Source organism: Lutibacter sp., from assembly GCF_033723435.1.
Lineage (GTDB): Bacteria > Bacteroidota > Bacteroidia > Flavobacteriales > Flavobacteriaceae > Lutibacter.
On sequence record NZ_JAWVXC010000010.1, the window covers coordinates 45,055 to 62,079 of the forward strand.

Annotated in this window: 17 protein-coding genes; 14 read left to right on the forward strand and 3 right to left on the reverse strand. The window is 28.6% G+C overall.

From position 1 onward, the window contains the following. On the forward strand, positions 1–696 hold the full coding sequence (locus R3342_RS12540) for a porin family protein (protein WP_318940702.1): 696 nt from the start codon (positions 1–3) through the stop codon (positions 694–696). Here the strand turns inward: R3342_RS12540 and R3342_RS12545 are convergent. Continuing rightward, a complete protein-coding gene (locus R3342_RS12545) occupies positions 693–1,421 on the reverse strand; it encodes an RNA methyltransferase (protein WP_318940703.1) in 729 nt (242 codons plus the stop codon). The two genes, R3342_RS12540 and R3342_RS12545, sit on opposite strands and share 4 nt — an antisense overlap. A gap of 78 nt (positions 1,422–1,499) precedes the next feature. On the opposite strand from R3342_RS12545, the gene R3342_RS12550 reads away from it, so the two are divergent. The 3 genes from R3342_RS12550 to accD all read left to right on the forward strand — a co-directional run bounded on the left by R3342_RS12550 (position 1,500) and on the right by accD (position 6,123). Beyond that, entirely contained in the window at positions 1,500–3,971 is a 2,472-nt protein-coding gene (locus tag R3342_RS12550; protein ID WP_318940704.1) for a BamA/TamA family outer membrane protein, read from the forward strand. 119 nt (positions 3,972–4,090) lie between these two features. After that, positions 4,091–5,158: a class II fructose-bisphosphate aldolase gene (gene fbaA / locus R3342_RS12555; protein ID WP_318940705.1), complete on the forward strand. Its 1,068-nt coding sequence runs from the start codon at positions 4,091–4,093 to the stop codon at positions 5,156–5,158. A 104-nt stretch (positions 5,159–5,262) separates the two neighbouring features. Continuing rightward, positions 5,263–6,123: an acetyl-CoA carboxylase, carboxyltransferase subunit beta gene (gene accD / locus R3342_RS12560; RefSeq protein WP_318940706.1), complete on the forward strand. Its 861-nt coding sequence runs from the start codon at positions 5,263–5,265 to the stop codon at positions 6,121–6,123. Between the two features lie 49 nt (positions 6,124–6,172). Here the strand turns inward: accD and R3342_RS12565 are convergent, their stop codons facing one another. Then, complete coding sequence (locus R3342_RS12565) at positions 6,173–7,024, reverse strand: hypothetical protein (protein WP_318940707.1); 852 nt, start codon at positions 7,022–7,024, stop codon at positions 6,173–6,175. A 202-nt stretch (positions 7,025–7,226) separates the two neighbouring features. On the opposite strand from R3342_RS12565, the gene rpsO reads away from it, so the two are divergent. The 4 genes from rpsO to rpe all read left to right on the forward strand — a co-directional run bounded on the left by rpsO (position 7,227) and on the right by rpe (position 11,675). Beyond that, positions 7,227–7,496 carry a 30S ribosomal protein S15 gene (gene rpsO / locus R3342_RS12570; RefSeq protein WP_318940708.1) on the forward strand — a complete coding sequence of 90 codons (270 nt, stop codon included), beginning with the start codon at positions 7,227–7,229 and terminating at the stop codon, positions 7,494–7,496. A gap of 138 nt (positions 7,497–7,634) precedes the next feature. Then, positions 7,635–9,857 (forward strand): polyribonucleotide nucleotidyltransferase, encoded by a 2,223-nt coding sequence (locus R3342_RS12575; RefSeq protein WP_318940709.1) that lies wholly within the window; start codon positions 7,635–7,637, stop codon positions 9,855–9,857. A gap of 193 nt (positions 9,858–10,050) precedes the next feature. Next, the gene (locus tag R3342_RS12580) at positions 10,051–10,914 is read left to right on the forward strand and encodes an RNA polymerase sigma factor RpoD/SigA (RefSeq protein ID WP_318940710.1); all 864 of its coding nucleotides are present in this window, start codon (positions 10,051–10,053) and stop codon (positions 10,912–10,914) included. A 104-nt stretch (positions 10,915–11,018) separates the two neighbouring features. Then, positions 11,019–11,675, forward strand: a complete 657-nt coding sequence (gene rpe / locus R3342_RS12585) for a ribulose-phosphate 3-epimerase (RefSeq protein ID WP_318940711.1) — start codon at positions 11,019–11,021, stop codon at positions 11,673–11,675. Here the strand turns inward: rpe and R3342_RS12590 are convergent. Next, on the reverse strand, positions 11,672–12,118 hold the full coding sequence (locus tag R3342_RS12590) for an HPP family protein (protein WP_318940712.1): 447 nt from the start codon (positions 12,116–12,118) through the stop codon (positions 11,672–11,674). The two genes, rpe and R3342_RS12590, sit on opposite strands and share 4 nt — an antisense overlap. 122 nt (positions 12,119–12,240) lie before the next feature. Here R3342_RS12590 and modA point away from each other — a divergent pair, with 122 nt between their 5' ends. From modA to R3342_RS12620, 6 genes are all read left to right on the forward strand, one after another. Next, complete coding sequence (gene modA / locus R3342_RS12595; RefSeq protein ID WP_318940713.1) at positions 12,241–13,020, forward strand: molybdate ABC transporter substrate-binding protein; 780 nt, start codon at positions 12,241–12,243, stop codon at positions 13,018–13,020. Beyond that, positions 13,021–13,419, forward strand: a complete 399-nt coding sequence (locus R3342_RS12600) for a TOBE domain-containing protein (protein WP_318940714.1) — start codon at positions 13,021–13,023, stop codon at positions 13,417–13,419. After that, positions 13,416–14,090: a molybdate ABC transporter permease subunit gene (gene modB, locus R3342_RS12605; RefSeq protein ID WP_413468717.1), complete on the forward strand. Its 675-nt coding sequence runs from the start codon at positions 13,416–13,418 to the stop codon at positions 14,088–14,090. The genes R3342_RS12600 and modB overlap by 4 nt, the downstream gene beginning before the upstream one ends. Next, positions 14,087–14,965, forward strand: coding sequence for a sulfate/molybdate ABC transporter ATP-binding protein (locus R3342_RS12610; RefSeq protein ID WP_318940715.1), 879 nt, complete (start codon positions 14,087–14,089; stop codon positions 14,963–14,965). The genes modB and R3342_RS12610 overlap by 4 nt, the downstream gene beginning before the upstream one ends. Positions 14,966–15,245: 280 nt before the next feature. Further along, a complete protein-coding gene (locus R3342_RS12615; RefSeq protein WP_318940716.1) occupies positions 15,246–15,875 on the forward strand; it encodes a hypothetical protein in 630 nt (209 codons plus the stop codon). A gap of 190 nt (positions 15,876–16,065) precedes the next feature. Continuing rightward, complete coding sequence (locus tag R3342_RS12620; RefSeq protein WP_318940717.1) at positions 16,066–16,728, forward strand: hypothetical protein; 663 nt, start codon at positions 16,066–16,068, stop codon at positions 16,726–16,728. Positions 16,729–17,025 lie beyond the last annotated feature (297 nt).

Here is a 17,025-nt window from a genome sequence, read left to right on the forward strand (position 1 = left end):
ATGAGAAAATTTTTAGTCGTAGTTATATTATTATGCTCGTTTATTCCATCTGTAAATGCTCAAAAAAGAGATATAGTAATTTATAAACAAAACTGGGACAAGCAAAAAATATTTTTTGGTTATTATTTAGGCTTCAATAAAAAAGATTATAAAATAACTTATAAAACAGCAAATTCTTACATAAATGTAACACCTTCAGTTGGTTTTAATGTTGGACTTATTGGAGATTTACGTTTGCATAAAAACCTAAGTTTACGTTTAGAGCCAGGACTTTCAAGCAATACAAAACAACTTGCTTTTACTCATATTGCTGGTGGTCCTAAAGATAGCATTAGAGATATAAATGCAACTTATTTACGTATTCCTTTATTACTTAAGTTGAATGCAAATAGACTTAATAATTTTAGACCTTATTTAATTGGTGGTTTGTCTTATGATTTTAATTTTTCAAGTAATCAAGATAATCCTGACGACAATTTAAATGGCGAGTTTAGAATGAAAAAGAATAACTTTAGTTATGAATTAGGTGTAGGTGTCGATTTTTATTTACCATACTTTATTTTTTCACCATCAATAAGAGGTGTTTTTGCTATAAATAATGAATTAGTAAGAGACAATGACCCAAACAGCAAATGGACAGGACCAATAGATTATTTTGGTACTCGAGGCATTTTTATAAAATTTGCATTTCACTAACTATTTCGCTTAAACTCATTTAAAACAATTGCTGTTGCAGTAGCTACATTTAAACTTTCTGTTTTTTGAAATTCACCAAATCTAGGAATAGTTATTTTATTGGTAACTAATTTCAAAATTTCACTTCTAATTCCGTTAGCTTCATTGCCCATAATTATAATTCCTTCTTTTGGTAATTTAGTTTTATAAATATTTTCTCCATCCATAATAGTAGCAAATTTCGGCAATTTAGTTTGCTGCAAGTATTTATCTAAATCTGTATAAATTATAGAAACTCTGGTTAAAGAGCCCATACTTGCTTGTACAACTTTTGGATTAAAACAATCAACTGTATTTTTTGAGCAAATTAATTGGTCAATTCCAAACCAATCGCACAATCTAATAATTGTTCCTAAATTTCCTGGGTCATTTACTTCATCTAAAGCAACTATTAATCCATTATTTACTATTATGTCTTCCTCTGGAATTCTAAATAAAGCGACTACTTTATTTGGCGTTTTTAAATTGCTAATTTTTTTAAGATCGTTTTCTGAAATTACTATTCTATTTTCTACTTCTAAAAAAATAGATGCATCGGAAGTTAATAACTGAAAAAATTCAAACTTTGAGTTTAAAAATTCCTGAACTCCTTTTATACCTTCCACCATAAATAAATTATGCTTTTTACGGTACTTTTTTTGTAGAAGACTCGTTATTAATTTTAATTGAACTTTGCTTAAACTCATAAGTTATTTAATATAAAATAGTAATTTGCTAATACTTTTAAATGTTTTACTTTTGAAACAAATTTAAACTCTTATTTATTGAAAAACAATTTTACAATATTAATAATTTTAGTTAGTATAACTTTTAGTTTTTCATCGTGTAATGCTGTTAAATATGTTCCTGAAAATGAACATTTATTAACAAAAAATACTATTATCGTTAACAATAAAAAAACTATTGACAACGAAATAAGTGATTATATTATTCAACGACCAAATCAGCTAGTTTTAGGAATACCTTTTCCTTTATATTTTTACAATATTGGTAATAAAAATTTTGAAACTGATTTTGAAAAATGGAAAGAAAATAACCCTGGCTGGTATAAGTTTACCAAAGGAGTTTTTTCTGAAAAACAAGCAAGAGGAATTCGAAATTTTAAATACAACATGCATCAGTGGTGGTTAAAAAACGGTGAAGAACCTGTTATTTTAAGCCCAACTAAAACAAAACAAACTACTGAAAATCTTAAACAACATTATTTTCACGAAGGTTTTTTTAATGCTAAAGTAACAGCTAAAAACAACTTTTTAAAAAACAAAAAAGCCACCGTACAATATATTGTAAAAACTGGAAAGCCATATATTTTAGATACTATTAATTCATCTATTGAATCTGCTGTTTTAGATTCTATTTATAAAGCGCACATAAAAGAAACACTAATAAAAAAAGGAGAACAATTTAGATTTTCTACTTTTATAGAAGAACAAAACAGAATAAGTACATTATTTAGAAACTCTGGAATTTATAGGTTTAATAAAAATGCTATTCTAGTTGATGTAGATTCTACAAACTACAAAGCGAACATTAATTTAATAATAAATGATAGCATTGCCGATGTTCCTTTTAAAATTCAAAAAATTAAATCGGTAAATATTTATACTGATTATTCATTTAACAATAAAGATAAACCTATAAAAGATAGTTTAAATTTTAATGGTTACCATTTTTTAGCACAAACCAAACTAAATTATAATCCGAAAATTTTATTAAATAGTGTTTTTATTGAGCCAAATACAATTTACAAAGATGAAAGTAGAGAGCTAACTCGTAAACATTTACGAAATTTAAATAATTTTAAATCGGTTAACATAAAATATACAGAGTTACCTAATAGTGATGATTTACTCGCTTCCATCTATTTAACCCCTTTAAAAAAATATTCCTTAGGATTTAATACAGAATTAAATCATTCAAACATAAGACAATTAGGTGTTTCTGGTAAACTATCATTTTTAAATAGAAATATTTTTAAAGGAGCTGAAATATTAAAATTCTCTATACAAGGCTCATTTTTAGATTCCAAAGATGCCGCTACCAATAATAAATTATTAAACGCTTGGGAAATTGGTAGTGATATTTCCTTAACGCTACCTCGATTTTTACTTCCTTTTAAAACCGACAAATTAGTTCCAAAAAAAATGTCTCCTAAAACCACTTTTTCCTTAGGAACAAGTTTGCAAAAAAATATTGGACTAGATAAACAAAAATTTACTGGTATTATAGATTATACTTGGAATTCATCCAAAACCATAAATCAAAGTTTACAATTATTAAATGCTCAGTTTATTAAAAACTTAAATATAAATTCGTATTTCAATATTTATAAATCAGAATTTAATCAAATACAAAATATTGCAAACACGTATTTTAATGAAACTGTTACTACAGATAATGTAATAGATTTTATAAACACTTATATTGATGCTTCTTTTGAAACATCTAACCCAGATGAGTTTAAACTAGCTCAAAACATTAAAAAGCGATATAATATTATTACTGAAGATGTTTTGGTGCCATCAATTGCTTATACATTTACTTTCAATAACAGTCAAAATTATAAAGACACTGACTTTTCATTTTTTAGAGCTCGTGTAGTTTCCTCAGGAAATTTAAGTACATTACTTTCAAACACTAGAGATGAAAACAATGTAAAAACCATTTTAAAAACTCCAATTGCACAATTTATTAGAACAGATTTTGAGTATAAAAAATTCTGGAATTTACAACAAGAAAATGTTTTAGCATTTAGAACATTTTTAGGTATTGCTTATCCTTTCGGAAATTCAAGCAGCATTCCATTTAGTAGAAGTTATTTTATAGGTGGGCCAAACGATTTACGAGCTTGGAAAATTTATGATTTAGGACCAGGATCATCTAGAACTGGATTAGAATATAATGTAGGAAGTTTAAAATTTATTAGTAGTTTAGAATATCGATTTAAAATTATAAATAGCATAAAAGGAGCACTTTTTGTAGATACAGGTAATATCTGGGATATTACTAATTCTCCTGTTACTTTAGAAAGCGCAAAATTTAAAGGTATCAATTCAATAAAAGATATTGCCATAGGCTCAGGATTTGGAATTAGATACGATTTAAGTTTTATTTTATTAAGATTAGATTTAGGATTTAAAACTTACGAACCATATTTAGAAAAAGGAAATCAATGGTTTACAAACTATAATTTTAATCATACCGTATATAATTTTGGTATAAGTTATCCTTTCTAAAAATTAGTTTCACTATTTCGTTTTCGCTACTTTATAGTTGTACAAATAAAAGACAATACTTAAATTAGTAACTTTGTCAGAACATAAATTATATAAAATATAATAACACCTAATATATTATGAGTTATAACATTAAATCAGGAGTTGCAACTGGAAATGCAGTTCAAGAAATTTTTAAATTAGCTAAATCAAAAGGCTTTGCAATACCAGCTGTAAACGTTTCAGGATCTAATACAATAAATGCGGTATTAGAAACAGCTAAAGAATTAAATTCTCCTGTAATCATTCAATTTTCTAACGGAGGAGCTCAATTTAATGCAGGAAAAGGATTATCTAACGAAAATCAAAAATCAGCTATTGCAGGAGCTATTGCAGGAGCAAAACATATCCATTTATTAGCAAAAGAATATGAAATACCTGTTATTTTACATACCGATCATTGCGCAAAAAAGTTATTACCTTGGATTGATGGTTTACTAGATGCTGGCGAACAATTTTATAAAGAAAATGGTGTTCCTTTATTTAGTTCTCATATGATTGATTTATCAGAAGAACCAATCCAAGAAAATATTGAACTTTGTAAAAAGTATCTTGCCAGAATGGATAAAATGGGAATGACCCTTGAAATTGAATTAGGAATTACTGGTGGCGAAGAAGACGGAGTGGACAATTCTGATGTAGATGCATCAAAATTATATACACAACCTGAAGAAGTTGCTTACGCTTACGAAGAACTTAAAAAAATTAGCAATCATTTTACTATTGCAGCGTCCTTTGGAAATGTACATGGAGTATATAAACCTGGCAATGTAAAACTTACTCCTAAAATATTAGACAACTCTCAAAAATATATTGAAAAAAATTATCAAACAGAGAAAAATCCAGTAGATTTCGTATTCCATGGTGGTTCTGGTTCTACATTAGAAGAAATTAGAGAAGCTATTGGTTATGGTGTTGTAAAAATGAATATTGATACCGATTTACAATTTGCTTTTATGGAAGGAATTCGTGATTATATGAATAACAACCTTGATTATTTAAAAACTCAAGTTGGAAATCCTGATGGAGATGATTTACCAAACAAAAAATATTATGATCCTAGAAAATGGCTACGTGAAGGTGAATTAACATTTAAATCTCGCTTAAAAAGAGCTTTTGAAGATTTAAATAATGTAAACACCTTATAATCAGTATTTTTAACATTTGAAATTTTAAAGAGAACATATTTTATATGTTCTCTTTGTTTTTTTTAGTAATTTGCACCCCCATTTTAACTAAAACATAAAAAATTATGGCAGCTTGGTTTAAAAGAAAGGATAAAGGAATTCATACTCCTACAGAAGAAAAAAAAGATGTCCCAAAAGGTCTTTGGTATAAAACCCCAAGTGGTAAAATAATAGATACTGATGAGTTAAAACAAAATTACTATGTAAGCCCAGAAGATGGCTATCATGTTAGAATTGGAAGTGAAGAATATTTCGAAATTTTGTTTGACGATAATAAATACAGAGAATTAAATAAAAATATTGTTTCTAAAGATCCTTTAAAATTTACGGATTCAAAAAAATATACAGATCGTTTAAAAGATGCTTATGAAAAAACTAAATTAAAAGATGCTGTTCGTACTGCTGTAGGAAAATCTTTAGGCAAAAACATAGTTATTGCAGCTATGGATTTTAGTTTTATTGGAGGATCAATGGGTAGTGTTGTTGGTGAAAAAATTGCTCGTGCAATTGATTATGCTATAAAACAAAAAATGCCTTTTTTGATGATTTCAAAATCGGGTGGAGCAAGAATGATGGAAGCATCTTTATCTTTAATGCAATTAGTAAAAACTTCTGTTAAATTAGCTCAATTATCTGAAGCAAAAATACCTTATATATCTTTATGTACTGACCCAACTACTGGAGGTACTACTGCATCTTATGCAATGTTAGGAGATATTAATGTTGCAGAACCTAATGCTTTGGTAGCTTTTGCAGGTCCTAGGGTTGTAAAAGATACTACTGGTAAAGATCTGCCAGAAGGATTTCAACGTTCTGAATTTGTTTTAGAACATGGATTTTTAGATAAAATTATTGAACGAAAAAACTTAAAAAAACAAATTAATTTATATATTGATTTGGTACAAAATTTACCAGTTAGAAAATAAAAAAAGCGAGCTATGCTCGCTTTTTTTTATAATACCAAACCCCGAATTTTTAAAACATTCTGCCTCTCAAAGTAATTTCAGTAACCACTCCATTTTCATCTGTAAATGTTGCAACATCATCGCAAGTTCCATCTCCAAAATCTAGTGTTCCTGAAGTTTGAATTTTTTGAAGTTCAACAACTCCACTTACAATAAACCTACAAGCCATTTCTCTACGTAAAGGAGTAGTAATGTTTGCTGAAACTACTGTTCCGTCTTTAAACGTTACAGCCCAATTTCCTGTGATTAAAAATACATTATCACTCCAATCTCTTGTTTCAAATCCTTCTATCCATTCTCTAACTTTTGTTCCTTGTTTTGAAGCAAATTCACCATCTGGCCAAGTTACTTTTATATCCATTGTTAAAGTAGATTGAGGATTTCCGTTTTCATTTTCTCTAACTCTAACCAATGTATTTTCTCCTTCAACACTTAAATCGTTAAAATAAAAGTTTTCAAAAGTATAGGTAACTGTAAAAGATGCTACACTTGTATCCACAGTATAAGACATAATAATTTTTCCGCTTATAATATTACCATTTGGTAATTCACAACCTTCTCCAAAATCTAAAGTAACTACTTTAGTTGTATCTGTTACCACAATTGTTCTAGTAGCACAAGTTAATATAGGATTATACTTACTATCTTCTGTTGAACGTGCGGATATTCCTTCGTTTTCAATTAAGTAATCATCAATTATATTGTTTACATCATCTGTAACATCATCCGATTCTACTAACGCTATAGTTTCTGCTTCGGTAATAGGGTTAGTAGTAACTACACCATCACTTTTTTGACAACTAGTAACAAATAAACTACTAATTGCCAAAAACATAAAAAGTTTAAAATTCAAAGTTTTCATAAGATTTTGTTTTAATTAAATTTAATATTATAAAATTTGTTTACTGTACTATGACCCTTAAAAACTAAAAAGGTTTAAATTTATCGTGAAAAAGTATTTATTTATAGTCGATTGTAAATCAAAATAATAATAGTATATTTGCCGACTGTAACTAATTACGGTTATAAACGCATAAAAATTATTAATAAAAATTAATGTTAGCATGTATTTAACAAAAGAAAAAAAAGCAGAAATTTTTGCAAAACATGGCAAATCTGCAACAGACACTGGCTCAACTGAAGGTCAAATTGCATTATTTACTCACAGAATTAACCATTTAACAGGACATTTAAAAAACAATCGAAAAGATTTTAACACTGAAAGAGCGTTAGTTAAATTAGTAGGTAAACGAAGAAATTTACTAGATTACTTAATTAAAAATGATATTGTAAGGTATCGTGCTATAATTAAGGAATTAGGTTTAAGAAAATAAATTCATTTCAAAAGAGGCTTTTTGCCTCTTTTTTATTTAATTTTATTAGATTAAAAGAAAGCAGCAATTAAACTTTTCATTGGTAAAACACAACACAACAACTAAACCAATTGTTTAATTAAAATTTTAAACTTATTTATGATACCAAAGGTTCATACACAAATTATTGAATTGGGTGATGGAAGAACTATTACCCTAGAAACTGGAAAATTAGCTAAACAAGCTGATGGTTCCGTTGTTGTAAAAATGGGAAAAGCTATGTTATTAGCTACCGTTGTTTCAGCAAAAACAGCAAGTCCTGGTATTGATTTTTTACCATTAACCGTAGATTACAGAGAAAAATTTGCAGCAGCAGGTAGATATCCAGGCGGTTTTTTTAAGCGAGAAGCAAGACCTAGTACCGAAGAAATTTTAACTATGCGATTAGTGGATCGTGTATTACGCCCACTATTTCCTAAAGATTACCATGCTGAAACACAAGTGATGATTCAGTTAATGTCTAATGATGACGATGTAATGCCTGATGCACTTGCAGGTTTAGCAGCTTCTGCCGCTATTCAATTAAGTGACATTCCATTTGAATATCCTATCTCAGAAGTGCGAGTTGCAAGAGTTGATGGAGAATTTATCATTAACCCAAGTAGAACTCAACTTGAAAAAGCGGATATTGATATGATGGTTGGAGCATCAGAAGATTCTGTTGCAATGGTTGAAGGTGAAATGAATGAAGTTTCTGAAGAAGAAATGACTGCAGCTATTAAAGCTGCTCATGAAGCTATTAAAACTCAATGTAAAGCTCAAGTAGAGTTTGTAAATAAAGTAGGTAAAAAAGAAACTAGAACTTACGATTTAGAGGAAAATGATGTTGATTTAGAAGCTAAAATTCATGAAATGGCATATCAAAAATGTTATGATATTGCTAAATTAGGATCATTAAAACATGAACGCTCTGAAAAATTTGATGCTGTAAAAGAAGAAATAAAAGCATCTTTTTCTGAAGAAGAATTAGATGAAAAAAGAGATTTAATCTCAAAATATTTTTCGAAAGCACAAAAAGCAGCGGTTCGTAATTTAATTTTAGACGAAGGCATAAGATTAGATGGTAGAAAAACTAATGAAATTAGACCTATTTGGTGTGAAGTAGATTATTTACCTTCAACACATGGTTCTGCAATTTTTACCAGAGGAGAAACTCAAGCTTTAGCAACAGTAACTCTTGGAACTTCAAGAGAAGCTAACCAAGTAGATATGCCAACTTACCAAGGTGAAGAACGTTTTTATTTACATTATAACTTCCCTCCTTTTTGTACTGGAGAAGCTAGACCTTTAAGAGGAACTTCCCGTAGAGAAATTGGGCATGGAAATTTAGCACAACGTGCTTTAAGCATAATGGTTCCTGAAGATTGTCCTTATACAGTTAGAGTTGTTTCTGAAGTATTAGAATCTAATGGTTCTTCTTCTATGGCAACAGTTTGTGCTGGTACAATGGCATTAATGGATGCTGGGGTTCAAATGAAAAAACCAGTTTCAGGTATTGCAATGGGTTTAATTTCTGATGGAGATAAATTTGCAGTTTTATCGGATATTTTAGGGGATGAAGATCATTTAGGTGATATGGACTTTAAAGTAACTGGTACTGCTGATGGTATTACTGCTTGTCAAATGGATATTAAAATTAAAGGATTATCCTATGAAATTTTAATTAGTGCCTTAAAACAAGCTCACGAAGGTAGATTACATATTCTTGGTTTATTAACCGATACTATTGCTAAACCTAATGCTACTGTTAAAGCTCACGCTCCAAAAATGGTTACTAAAACTATTCCAGGAGATTATATTGGAGCATTAATTGGGCCTGGAGGAAAAGTAATTCAAGAATTACAAAAAGAAACAGGTACTACTATTGTAATTAATGAAGACCCTGTAACTGAAGAAGGAATTGTTGAAATATTAGGAACCGATCAAAATGGTATTGATGCTGTTTTAGCTAAAATTGATTCTATTACATTTAAACCTGTAGTTGGAAGCATTTATGAAGTTAAAGTTATTAAAATACTTGATTTTGGCGCAGTTGTAGAATATATTGAAGCTCCTGGAAATGAAGTTCTTTTACATATTTCTGAATTAGCTTGGGAACGTACCAACAACGTAACTGATGTAGTAAAAGTTGGAGATGTTTTTGATGTAAAATACTTTGGAAGAGATCCTAAAACTCGTAAAGAAAAAGTTTCTCGTAAAGCTATTTTACCAAAACCTGAAGGTTTTAAAGAAAGACCTCCACGTGATAATAATAGAGATCATAAATCTCGTGATAACCGTGGTGGTGACAGAGATAGAAAACCTAGAACTCCAAGAGATTAAAAATAAAACTCAAAATAATCACTTATTAAATAAAAAAGCTTCTCAAAAATGAGAAGCTTTTTTATTTTAAGAGGAAGAAATTTAGTCCAAAATTTGTTTTTAGACTAGTTTTTACAAATATTTTGTAACTTTTTATAAAATACTACGTATATATAATAGACTTTATAAATAACTAAAAAATTTAAGCTACTACATGAGACAACTTAAAATTACTAAACAGGTTACCAATAGAGAAACCGCATCATTAGATAAATACTTACAGGAAATTGGAAAAGTGGATTTAATAACCGCTGAAATGGAGGTTGAATTAGCTCAACGGATAAAAGCTGGTGACCAAGTTGCCTTAGAAAGATTAACAAAAGCAAACTTACGTTTTGTTGTATCTGTAGCAAAACAATATCAAAATCAAGGATTAACATTACCTGATTTAATTAATGAAGGTAATTTAGGATTAATTAAAGCCGCAAAACGTTTTGATGAAACACGTGGTTTTAAATTTATTTCCTATGCTGTTTGGTGGATTAGACAATCTATTTTACAAGCCTTAGCAGAACAATCAAGAATTGTACGTTTACCCTTAAATAAAATTGGTTCTATTAATAAAATCAATAAAATGTATGCATTTTTAGAACAAGAAAATGAACGTCCACCATCTGCTGAAGAAATTGCAAAAAAATTAGATATGACCGTTAACGACGTTAAAGAATCTATGAAAAATTCAGGTCGTCACGTATCTATGGATGCTCCTCTAATTGAAGGTGAAGATTCTAATTTATACGATGTTTTAAACACAGGTGAATCTCCAAATCCAGATAGAACTTTATTACATGAATCTTTAAAAGTAGAAATTGAACGTGCGTTAGAAACTTTAACACCTCGCGAAGCAGATGTTGTAATGTTATATTTTGGCTTAGGTGATGCTCATCCAATGACGTTAGAGGAAATTGGAGAAACTTTCGACTTAACTCGCGAACGAGTTAGACAAATAAAAGAAAAAGCAATTAGACGTTTAAAACACACATCTAGAAGCAAAATTTTAAAAACATATTTAGGATAATTTTTCTGATTTTGAATAATTATTATCCAATAAAAAGAAAAACTCTCGAAATTTTCGAGAGTTTTTCTTTTTTAAACTTATTTTTGCAAAAACAAAACTAAAGAATGAAAACATATATTGCTCCTTCTATTTTATCGGCTGACTTTGGAAATTTACAACAAGAAGTAGAAATGGTTAATAAAAGTGATGCCGACTGGTTTCATATTGATGTAATGGACGGTGTTTTTGTCCCAAACATTTCATTTGGAATGCCTGTAATTAGCGCTATAAAAAAACATGCAACAAAAACCATGGATGTTCATTTAATGATTGTGAATCCTGATAGATATATTGAAGATTTTAAAAAAGTTGGCGCAGATATTTTAACCGTGCATTATGAAGCTTGTACACATCTTCACCGAACAGTTCAAGCAATTAAAGCTGCAGGAATGAAAGCAGGAGTTTCCTTAAATCCTCATACACCAATTGCAGTTTTAGAAGATATTATTGCCGATTTAGATTTGGTGTTAATTATGAGTGTAAATCCAGGTTTTGGAGGGCAAAGTTTTATTGAAAATACCTATAAAAAAGTGGAGCAACTTAAAAATTTAATTGAATTTTCAGAATCTGATGCTATTATAGAAGTTGATGGCGGTGTAACAGATCAAAACATCCAAAAATTAGCTGATAAAGGAGCAACAGCCTTTGTAGCTGGTAGTTTTGTTTTTAAAAGTAAAAATCCTACAAGTACTATTAAAACTTTAAAAGCTCTCGTTTCTTAATTAGTTAATTCAGAAGCTTCTATTTCGTATTGTTTTAATAAATATTTCAGCAAATCTGTTGTGGTAACAATACCTACTAATTCATTTTTATCTACTACAGGTAAAGCATGGAAATCATTCTCTGCTAAAATTTCTACAACCGATTTTATAGTTGCATTTACTTGAACTGGAATAGGATTTTTAACCATAATATGCTCAACATTTAGCATTTTATAAACAACATTATCTACTCTAATTTCATTACTATCAAAAGCATCTAAAAAGCTAATTTTTTTTAAATCAGAAAGATTTAACATGCCTACTATATGATGATTATCTACCACAGGAATATGGCGAATATGATGCTTTTTAAACAATTTTTCAGCCTTGTACAAATCATCGTATAAGCTTAGCGTAATTAAATCAGTCGTCATTATTTTTGATACAGGTTCTAATCGTTTCATAATTTAGAGTTTTAAATTATTACTTTAAATTTCGAGAAATAATTTGATTTTTTTTATGATTTAAATCATTCTAAATAATTTAAGAGGTAGTATATTAGCCTTTCTATTTAAGTAAACTTAAAATGACCTTACCAAATAATTTAAAATTTTCACTGAAATTAATAGTACTAAGTCTATTTATTTTAGCTACTTCATGTAAAACTAAAGAACAAAAAATAGTAACTATTGCTACTGCTGCAAATATGCAATTTGCAATGGATGAATTAGTAGCCAAATTTTATGAAGAAACTGGTATTAAATGCCAAACCATTATAAGCTCTTCAGGAAAATTAACTGCGCAAATAAAAGAAGGTGCACCTTATGATATATTTGTTTCCGCAAATATGAAATACCCAAATAATTTATTTCAATCAGGATTTACAACTTCTCCTCCAAAAATTTATGCCTTTGGAAAATTAGTACTTTGGACTATAAAAGACACATTACAACCTTCTTTAACACTACTAAACAAAAAATACATTGAACATATTGCTACTGCAAATCCTAAAACAGCACCTTACGGTATTGCTTCTATTGAAACGTTAAAAAATGCACATCTTTATAATGAAATTGAATCTAAATTAGTATATGGACAAAGCATTGCTCAAACTAATCAATTTATTACTTCAAAAGTGGCTGATATAGGTTTTACTTCTAAATCTGTAGTATTATCTCCAAAAATGAAAGGAAATGGAAAATGGATTGAAATTGATTCTACCTTATATTCTCCTATAAAACAAGGAGTTGTTATTATAAAGAATAAAAAATACAAGCTTAAAAGAGCTACAAAATTTTATAATTTTTTATTTTCGTCTAAAGCAAAAGAAATTTTAAATAACTTTGGTTACTCTACTAAAAAATAAATGAATATTTTAAAAGGAATCATAGAAAATTTGAAGGTAAATGGTAGTTTAACATTTGTTAAAGTAGCAGTAAATGACCAAAAAATTTCTGCTATTTTAATTGATACACCTTCTACGGAACCATTTTTAAAAATCGGCAATGAAATTTCCGTTATTTTTAAAGAAACTGAGGTTATCATTGGTAAAGGAAATGTAACTAATATTAGTTTACAAAATAAGTTTTTTGGAAAAATAACCAATATCACTTCAAAAAATTTATTAAGTAAAATAACTATAAATACTGATGTTGGAGACATATCATCTATTATTACAACAAATGCTGTAAATCAACTTAGTTTAACCGAAAATTGTGAAGTTACAGCGATGATAAAAACCAACGAAATAATATTATCTGCATGATTGATTGGGGACCATTAATATTAACTTTTAGACTTGCATTAATAACTACCTTTATGTTATTATTAATAGCAATTCCGTTAGCTTATTGGTTAGCTTTTTCAAAATCAAAAATAAAACCAATTATTGAAACTTTAGTAAGTATGCCTTTGGTTTTACCACCAACCGTTATTGGATTTTATTTATTAGTAGCTTTTAGCCCGTCAAATGCATTTGGAAACTGGTTAAATGAATGGCTTGGGTTACGTTTAGTTTTTTCATTTGAAGGTTTGTTAGTAGCTTCAATTATTTATAGTTTACCATTTATGGTACATCCTATTCAAGCAGGATTTTCAAATTTATCACAATCTCTTATTGATGTTTCTTATGTTTTAGGAAAATCAAAAACCACAACATTATTTAAAGTATTATTGCCTAATATTAAACCATCTTTATTAACCGGAATTGTTTTAGCCTTTGCACATACTGTTGGTGAATTTGGAGTTGTGTTAATGATTGGAGGTAATATTCCTGATAAAACCAGAGTAGCCTCAATAGCTATTTATGACGAAGTTGAAGCCTTAAATTATAGTGCTGCTAATACCTATTCTTTAATTTTATTCTGTATAACTTTCGCTATTTTATTAACCGTTTTTTTAATTAATGGTGGATATTTAAAACAATTAATAAAATGATTCAGCTAAATATTCAAAAGAAATTAAAAGCTGCATCAGGTGAAATGGAGCTTGCTATAAACACACAAATAACACAAGGAGATTTGGTGTCGTTTTATGGAAAATCCGGAGCTGGTAAAACTACTATTCTTAGAATTTTGGCAGGTTTGCTAAAACCCGAAAAAGGTGAAATAATTGTACAAGGAAATACATGGTTAAACACTTCAAAAAAAATAAACTTAAAACCTCAGCAAAGAAAAGTTGGTTATGTTTTTCAAGATTACTCTTTATTTCCAAACATGACAGTCAAAGAAAATCTGGAATTTGCTTTAACTAAAAATCAAGATAAAAAAATTATATCCGAATTAATTGAAATTGTTGAATTAGGGAATTTAAGAGATCGAAAACCAGAAACTTTATCTGGTGGCCAAAAACAAAGAGTGGCTTTGGCAAGAGCCTTAGTTCAAAAACCTTCAATATTAATGTTAGATGAGCCTCTTTCCGCTTTAGATTCTGAAATTAGATATAAGCTACAACAACATATTTTACAAGTTCATAACGAGTTTAAATTAACCACTATTCTTATAAGTCATGACATTTCAGAAATTCTTAGAATGTCTGATTATTTATTTGAATTAGAATGTGGAAAAATTATTAGACAAGGGAAGCCAAGTGAATTATTTAAATTTCAGAATTTAAATGCCAAATTTCAATTTACAGGCGATCTTGTTGCCATTGAAAAACAAGATTTTTTATATATTTTAACTATTAAAATTGGAAAGGATATTGTTAAAGTTATAGCAGACGAAACGGAAGGAGTCAATTTAGTAATTGGTGACAAAATTTTGGTAGCTTCTAAAGCCTTTAATCCAATTATTCACAAAATAAATAAATGATTAGGAATAGTTATTAAATATATTTCTTTAAATTTGAGAAACGATTAAAAATTGCGAAATAATCCATTAGTATATTCAGAAAAAAACAGCACAAACAACAAGTTTATTAGTTTATATTTTTGAGTATTTCGTTCTGATAAAAATAACTAAATTATACGTTTATCCGGAAACTTAAACTGATAAACAGTATGTTTTTAACGGATATAACAAGTTACCTGCAAGTAAAGTGAAAAAATATAAACATAACTTTTTACATTAATTATCTAAATCAGAATTAAACATGAAACTAATTTTAACATTAATTTTTACGCTAACAACAACTTTAAGTGTTTTAAAAGAAGACAATTTGATAAAAGCTATTAAATACACTAATCAGGAAAGTGCTATTAAAGAAATTACAAATGAATTAAAGGCAATAAAGATAAATTATGACGAGAGATTCCAAAGAGCAAAAAACATCAAACTTATAGCTCATTCAATTGAAGAAGAGTATTTAAAAGCAAAGCCCTTAGTTGAAACGCATTATAACTACTTAAAAAAAAATAATCGATTTGGATTTGCTAATGAAAAATGTCTTGTAATTAAAAAGAAAATTTCTGGAACATATGCATTAGAAAGTAGGATTTTTTCACTAACAAAAAGAATCAAAGACAATTGTAATAGTATTATAGAAAATACTAAAAACAATAGTTGGGCTTCGAGTTTTTTCAGTCTGCAATCATTACAAAAAGATTTATTGAAAGAAAATAATAAAGTTCAAGAATTGCTAAAAAGAACTTTAGAATTACAACGAATTGATGCAACATATTCTGAAAGCGAAAGAAAAAAAGCAATGGAAAAAAGACAATATATGTCTGATATTGAAAAACAAAAGCAACTAAAAGAATATAAACGTAAAGATGGAAATTAATCTGTTTGTATAGCTAAGAAAAACCAGCAGGTAACACCGTGTATAATTCATTACTAGTACTAGCCTACTTACGAAAATCCTCGCGAATTTTCTATTTGGTTTGTATTTGGTAAATTAGTTGCTGAAACACGCAACGAAATCATACACAAACATGTTGGCAAACATTTAAGAAAAACTGCATAATAAGAAAATGAAGAACTTTTTAATAATCTTTTCAATCCTATTTTTCTGTAATCTGAATTACGGACAAATTGCAGTTATAAAAGATGTTGATGGATTTACAAACGTTCGGAAACTTCCTAAAATTGATTCTGAAGTCATTTATAAACTCAAAAATTCTGAAGTATTTAGTTATCAAGAAAACGAAACAGAATCGGATTGGATAACCGTATATATTTCAAAAAACAAATACCAATTGGAATGTGGAGAAGACGATACTTTTATGGGGTACATTCATAAAAGTCGTTTATGCCCAATTGAGGATTTGACTAAATACACTGGAACGGAATTTTCATTTGAGTATAAGCTAAAGGAATTTAGTCTGGAAAATAAAATTTCGGATTTTGACGGAAAATGGCTAACTAAAATTAATGGACGTAGAATTTACGGAACTGACGGAAATATTCCTAAAACAGAAGTTGTCGGAATTGAAACCTCAATAAATGGAAAGTCTATTGAAATTCCGAACATCCTTTACGAAGATATTTTTGAATGTAACAATGAATTTGAAATCAACAAAAACAAAGACGATTATATAGTTCATCAATGGAATAGCGATGGAGCTGGCGGATATTTAATTGTTTGGGTTTTGGGAAATGAAAAGTTAAAACAACGACTAATTTTTATACCATAAAAGTAAAAACGATTTGCCAACAATGTATAACCACAATTACGGCGGATTCGACTACGTCCGAATCCACTCGGAATTTCTAAGCCGGTGTTCAATCGAAAAAACAGTAACTTTAAAACCGTAACTGACGGTTATACGAGACCGTTGTAACACATTTGGAAAAATGTACTTTCCTGAAATAGGTTGACTAAAAATTAGACAACTTAAACAACGAAAGTATGAAAAAACAAAAACCACCCTGTCGAAAAATATCTTATGAAAAAGTAGGTTACGATTTAAAATTACTCATTATTGATCAAG

What these genes read in the sequence shown, in the direction of transcription:
- accD (WP_318940706.1), top strand. Translation starts at nt 5,263, where the DNA reads ATGGCAGCTTGGTTTAAAAGAAAGGATAAAGGAATTCATACTCCTACA.
- R3342_RS12565 (WP_318940707.1), bottom strand. Translation starts at nt 7,024, where the DNA reads ATGAAAACTTTGAATTTTAAACTTTTTATGTTTTTGGCAATTAGTAGT.
- R3342_RS12600 (WP_318940714.1), top strand. Translation starts at nt 13,021, where the DNA reads ATGAATATTTTAAAAGGAATCATAGAAAATTTGAAGGTAAATGGTAGT.
- R3342_RS12610 (WP_318940715.1), top strand. Translation starts at nt 14,087, where the DNA reads ATGATTCAGCTAAATATTCAAAAGAAATTAAAAGCTGCATCAGGTGAA.
- modA (WP_318940713.1), top strand. Translation starts at nt 12,241, where the DNA reads ATGACCTTACCAAATAATTTAAAATTTTCACTGAAATTAATAGTACTA.
- R3342_RS12575 (WP_318940709.1), top strand. Translation starts at nt 7,635, where the DNA reads ATGATACCAAAGGTTCATACACAAATTATTGAATTGGGTGATGGAAGA.
- rpsO (WP_318940708.1), top strand. Translation starts at nt 7,227, where the DNA reads ATGTATTTAACAAAAGAAAAAAAAGCAGAAATTTTTGCAAAACATGGC.
- R3342_RS12540 (WP_318940702.1), top strand. Translation starts at nt 1, where the DNA reads ATGAGAAAATTTTTAGTCGTAGTTATATTATTATGCTCGTTTATTCCA.
- R3342_RS12545 (WP_318940703.1), bottom strand. Translation starts at nt 1,421, where the DNA reads ATGAGTTTAAGCAAAGTTCAATTAAAATTAATAACGAGTCTTCTACAA.
- rpe (WP_318940711.1), top strand. Translation starts at nt 11,019, where the DNA reads ATGAAAACATATATTGCTCCTTCTATTTTATCGGCTGACTTTGGAAAT.
- R3342_RS12615 (WP_318940716.1), top strand. Translation starts at nt 15,246, where the DNA reads ATGAAACTAATTTTAACATTAATTTTTACGCTAACAACAACTTTAAGT.
- fbaA (WP_318940705.1), top strand. Translation starts at nt 4,091, where the DNA reads ATGAGTTATAACATTAAATCAGGAGTTGCAACTGGAAATGCAGTTCAA.
- R3342_RS12580 (WP_318940710.1), top strand. Translation starts at nt 10,051, where the DNA reads ATGAGACAACTTAAAATTACTAAACAGGTTACCAATAGAGAAACCGCA.
- modB (WP_413468717.1), top strand. Translation starts at nt 13,416, where the DNA reads ATGATTGATTGGGGACCATTAATATTAACTTTTAGACTTGCATTAATA.
- R3342_RS12590 (WP_318940712.1), bottom strand. Translation starts at nt 12,118, where the DNA reads ATGAAACGATTAGAACCTGTATCAAAAATAATGACGACTGATTTAATT.
- R3342_RS12620 (WP_318940717.1), top strand. Translation starts at nt 16,066, where the DNA reads ATGAAGAACTTTTTAATAATCTTTTCAATCCTATTTTTCTGTAATCTG.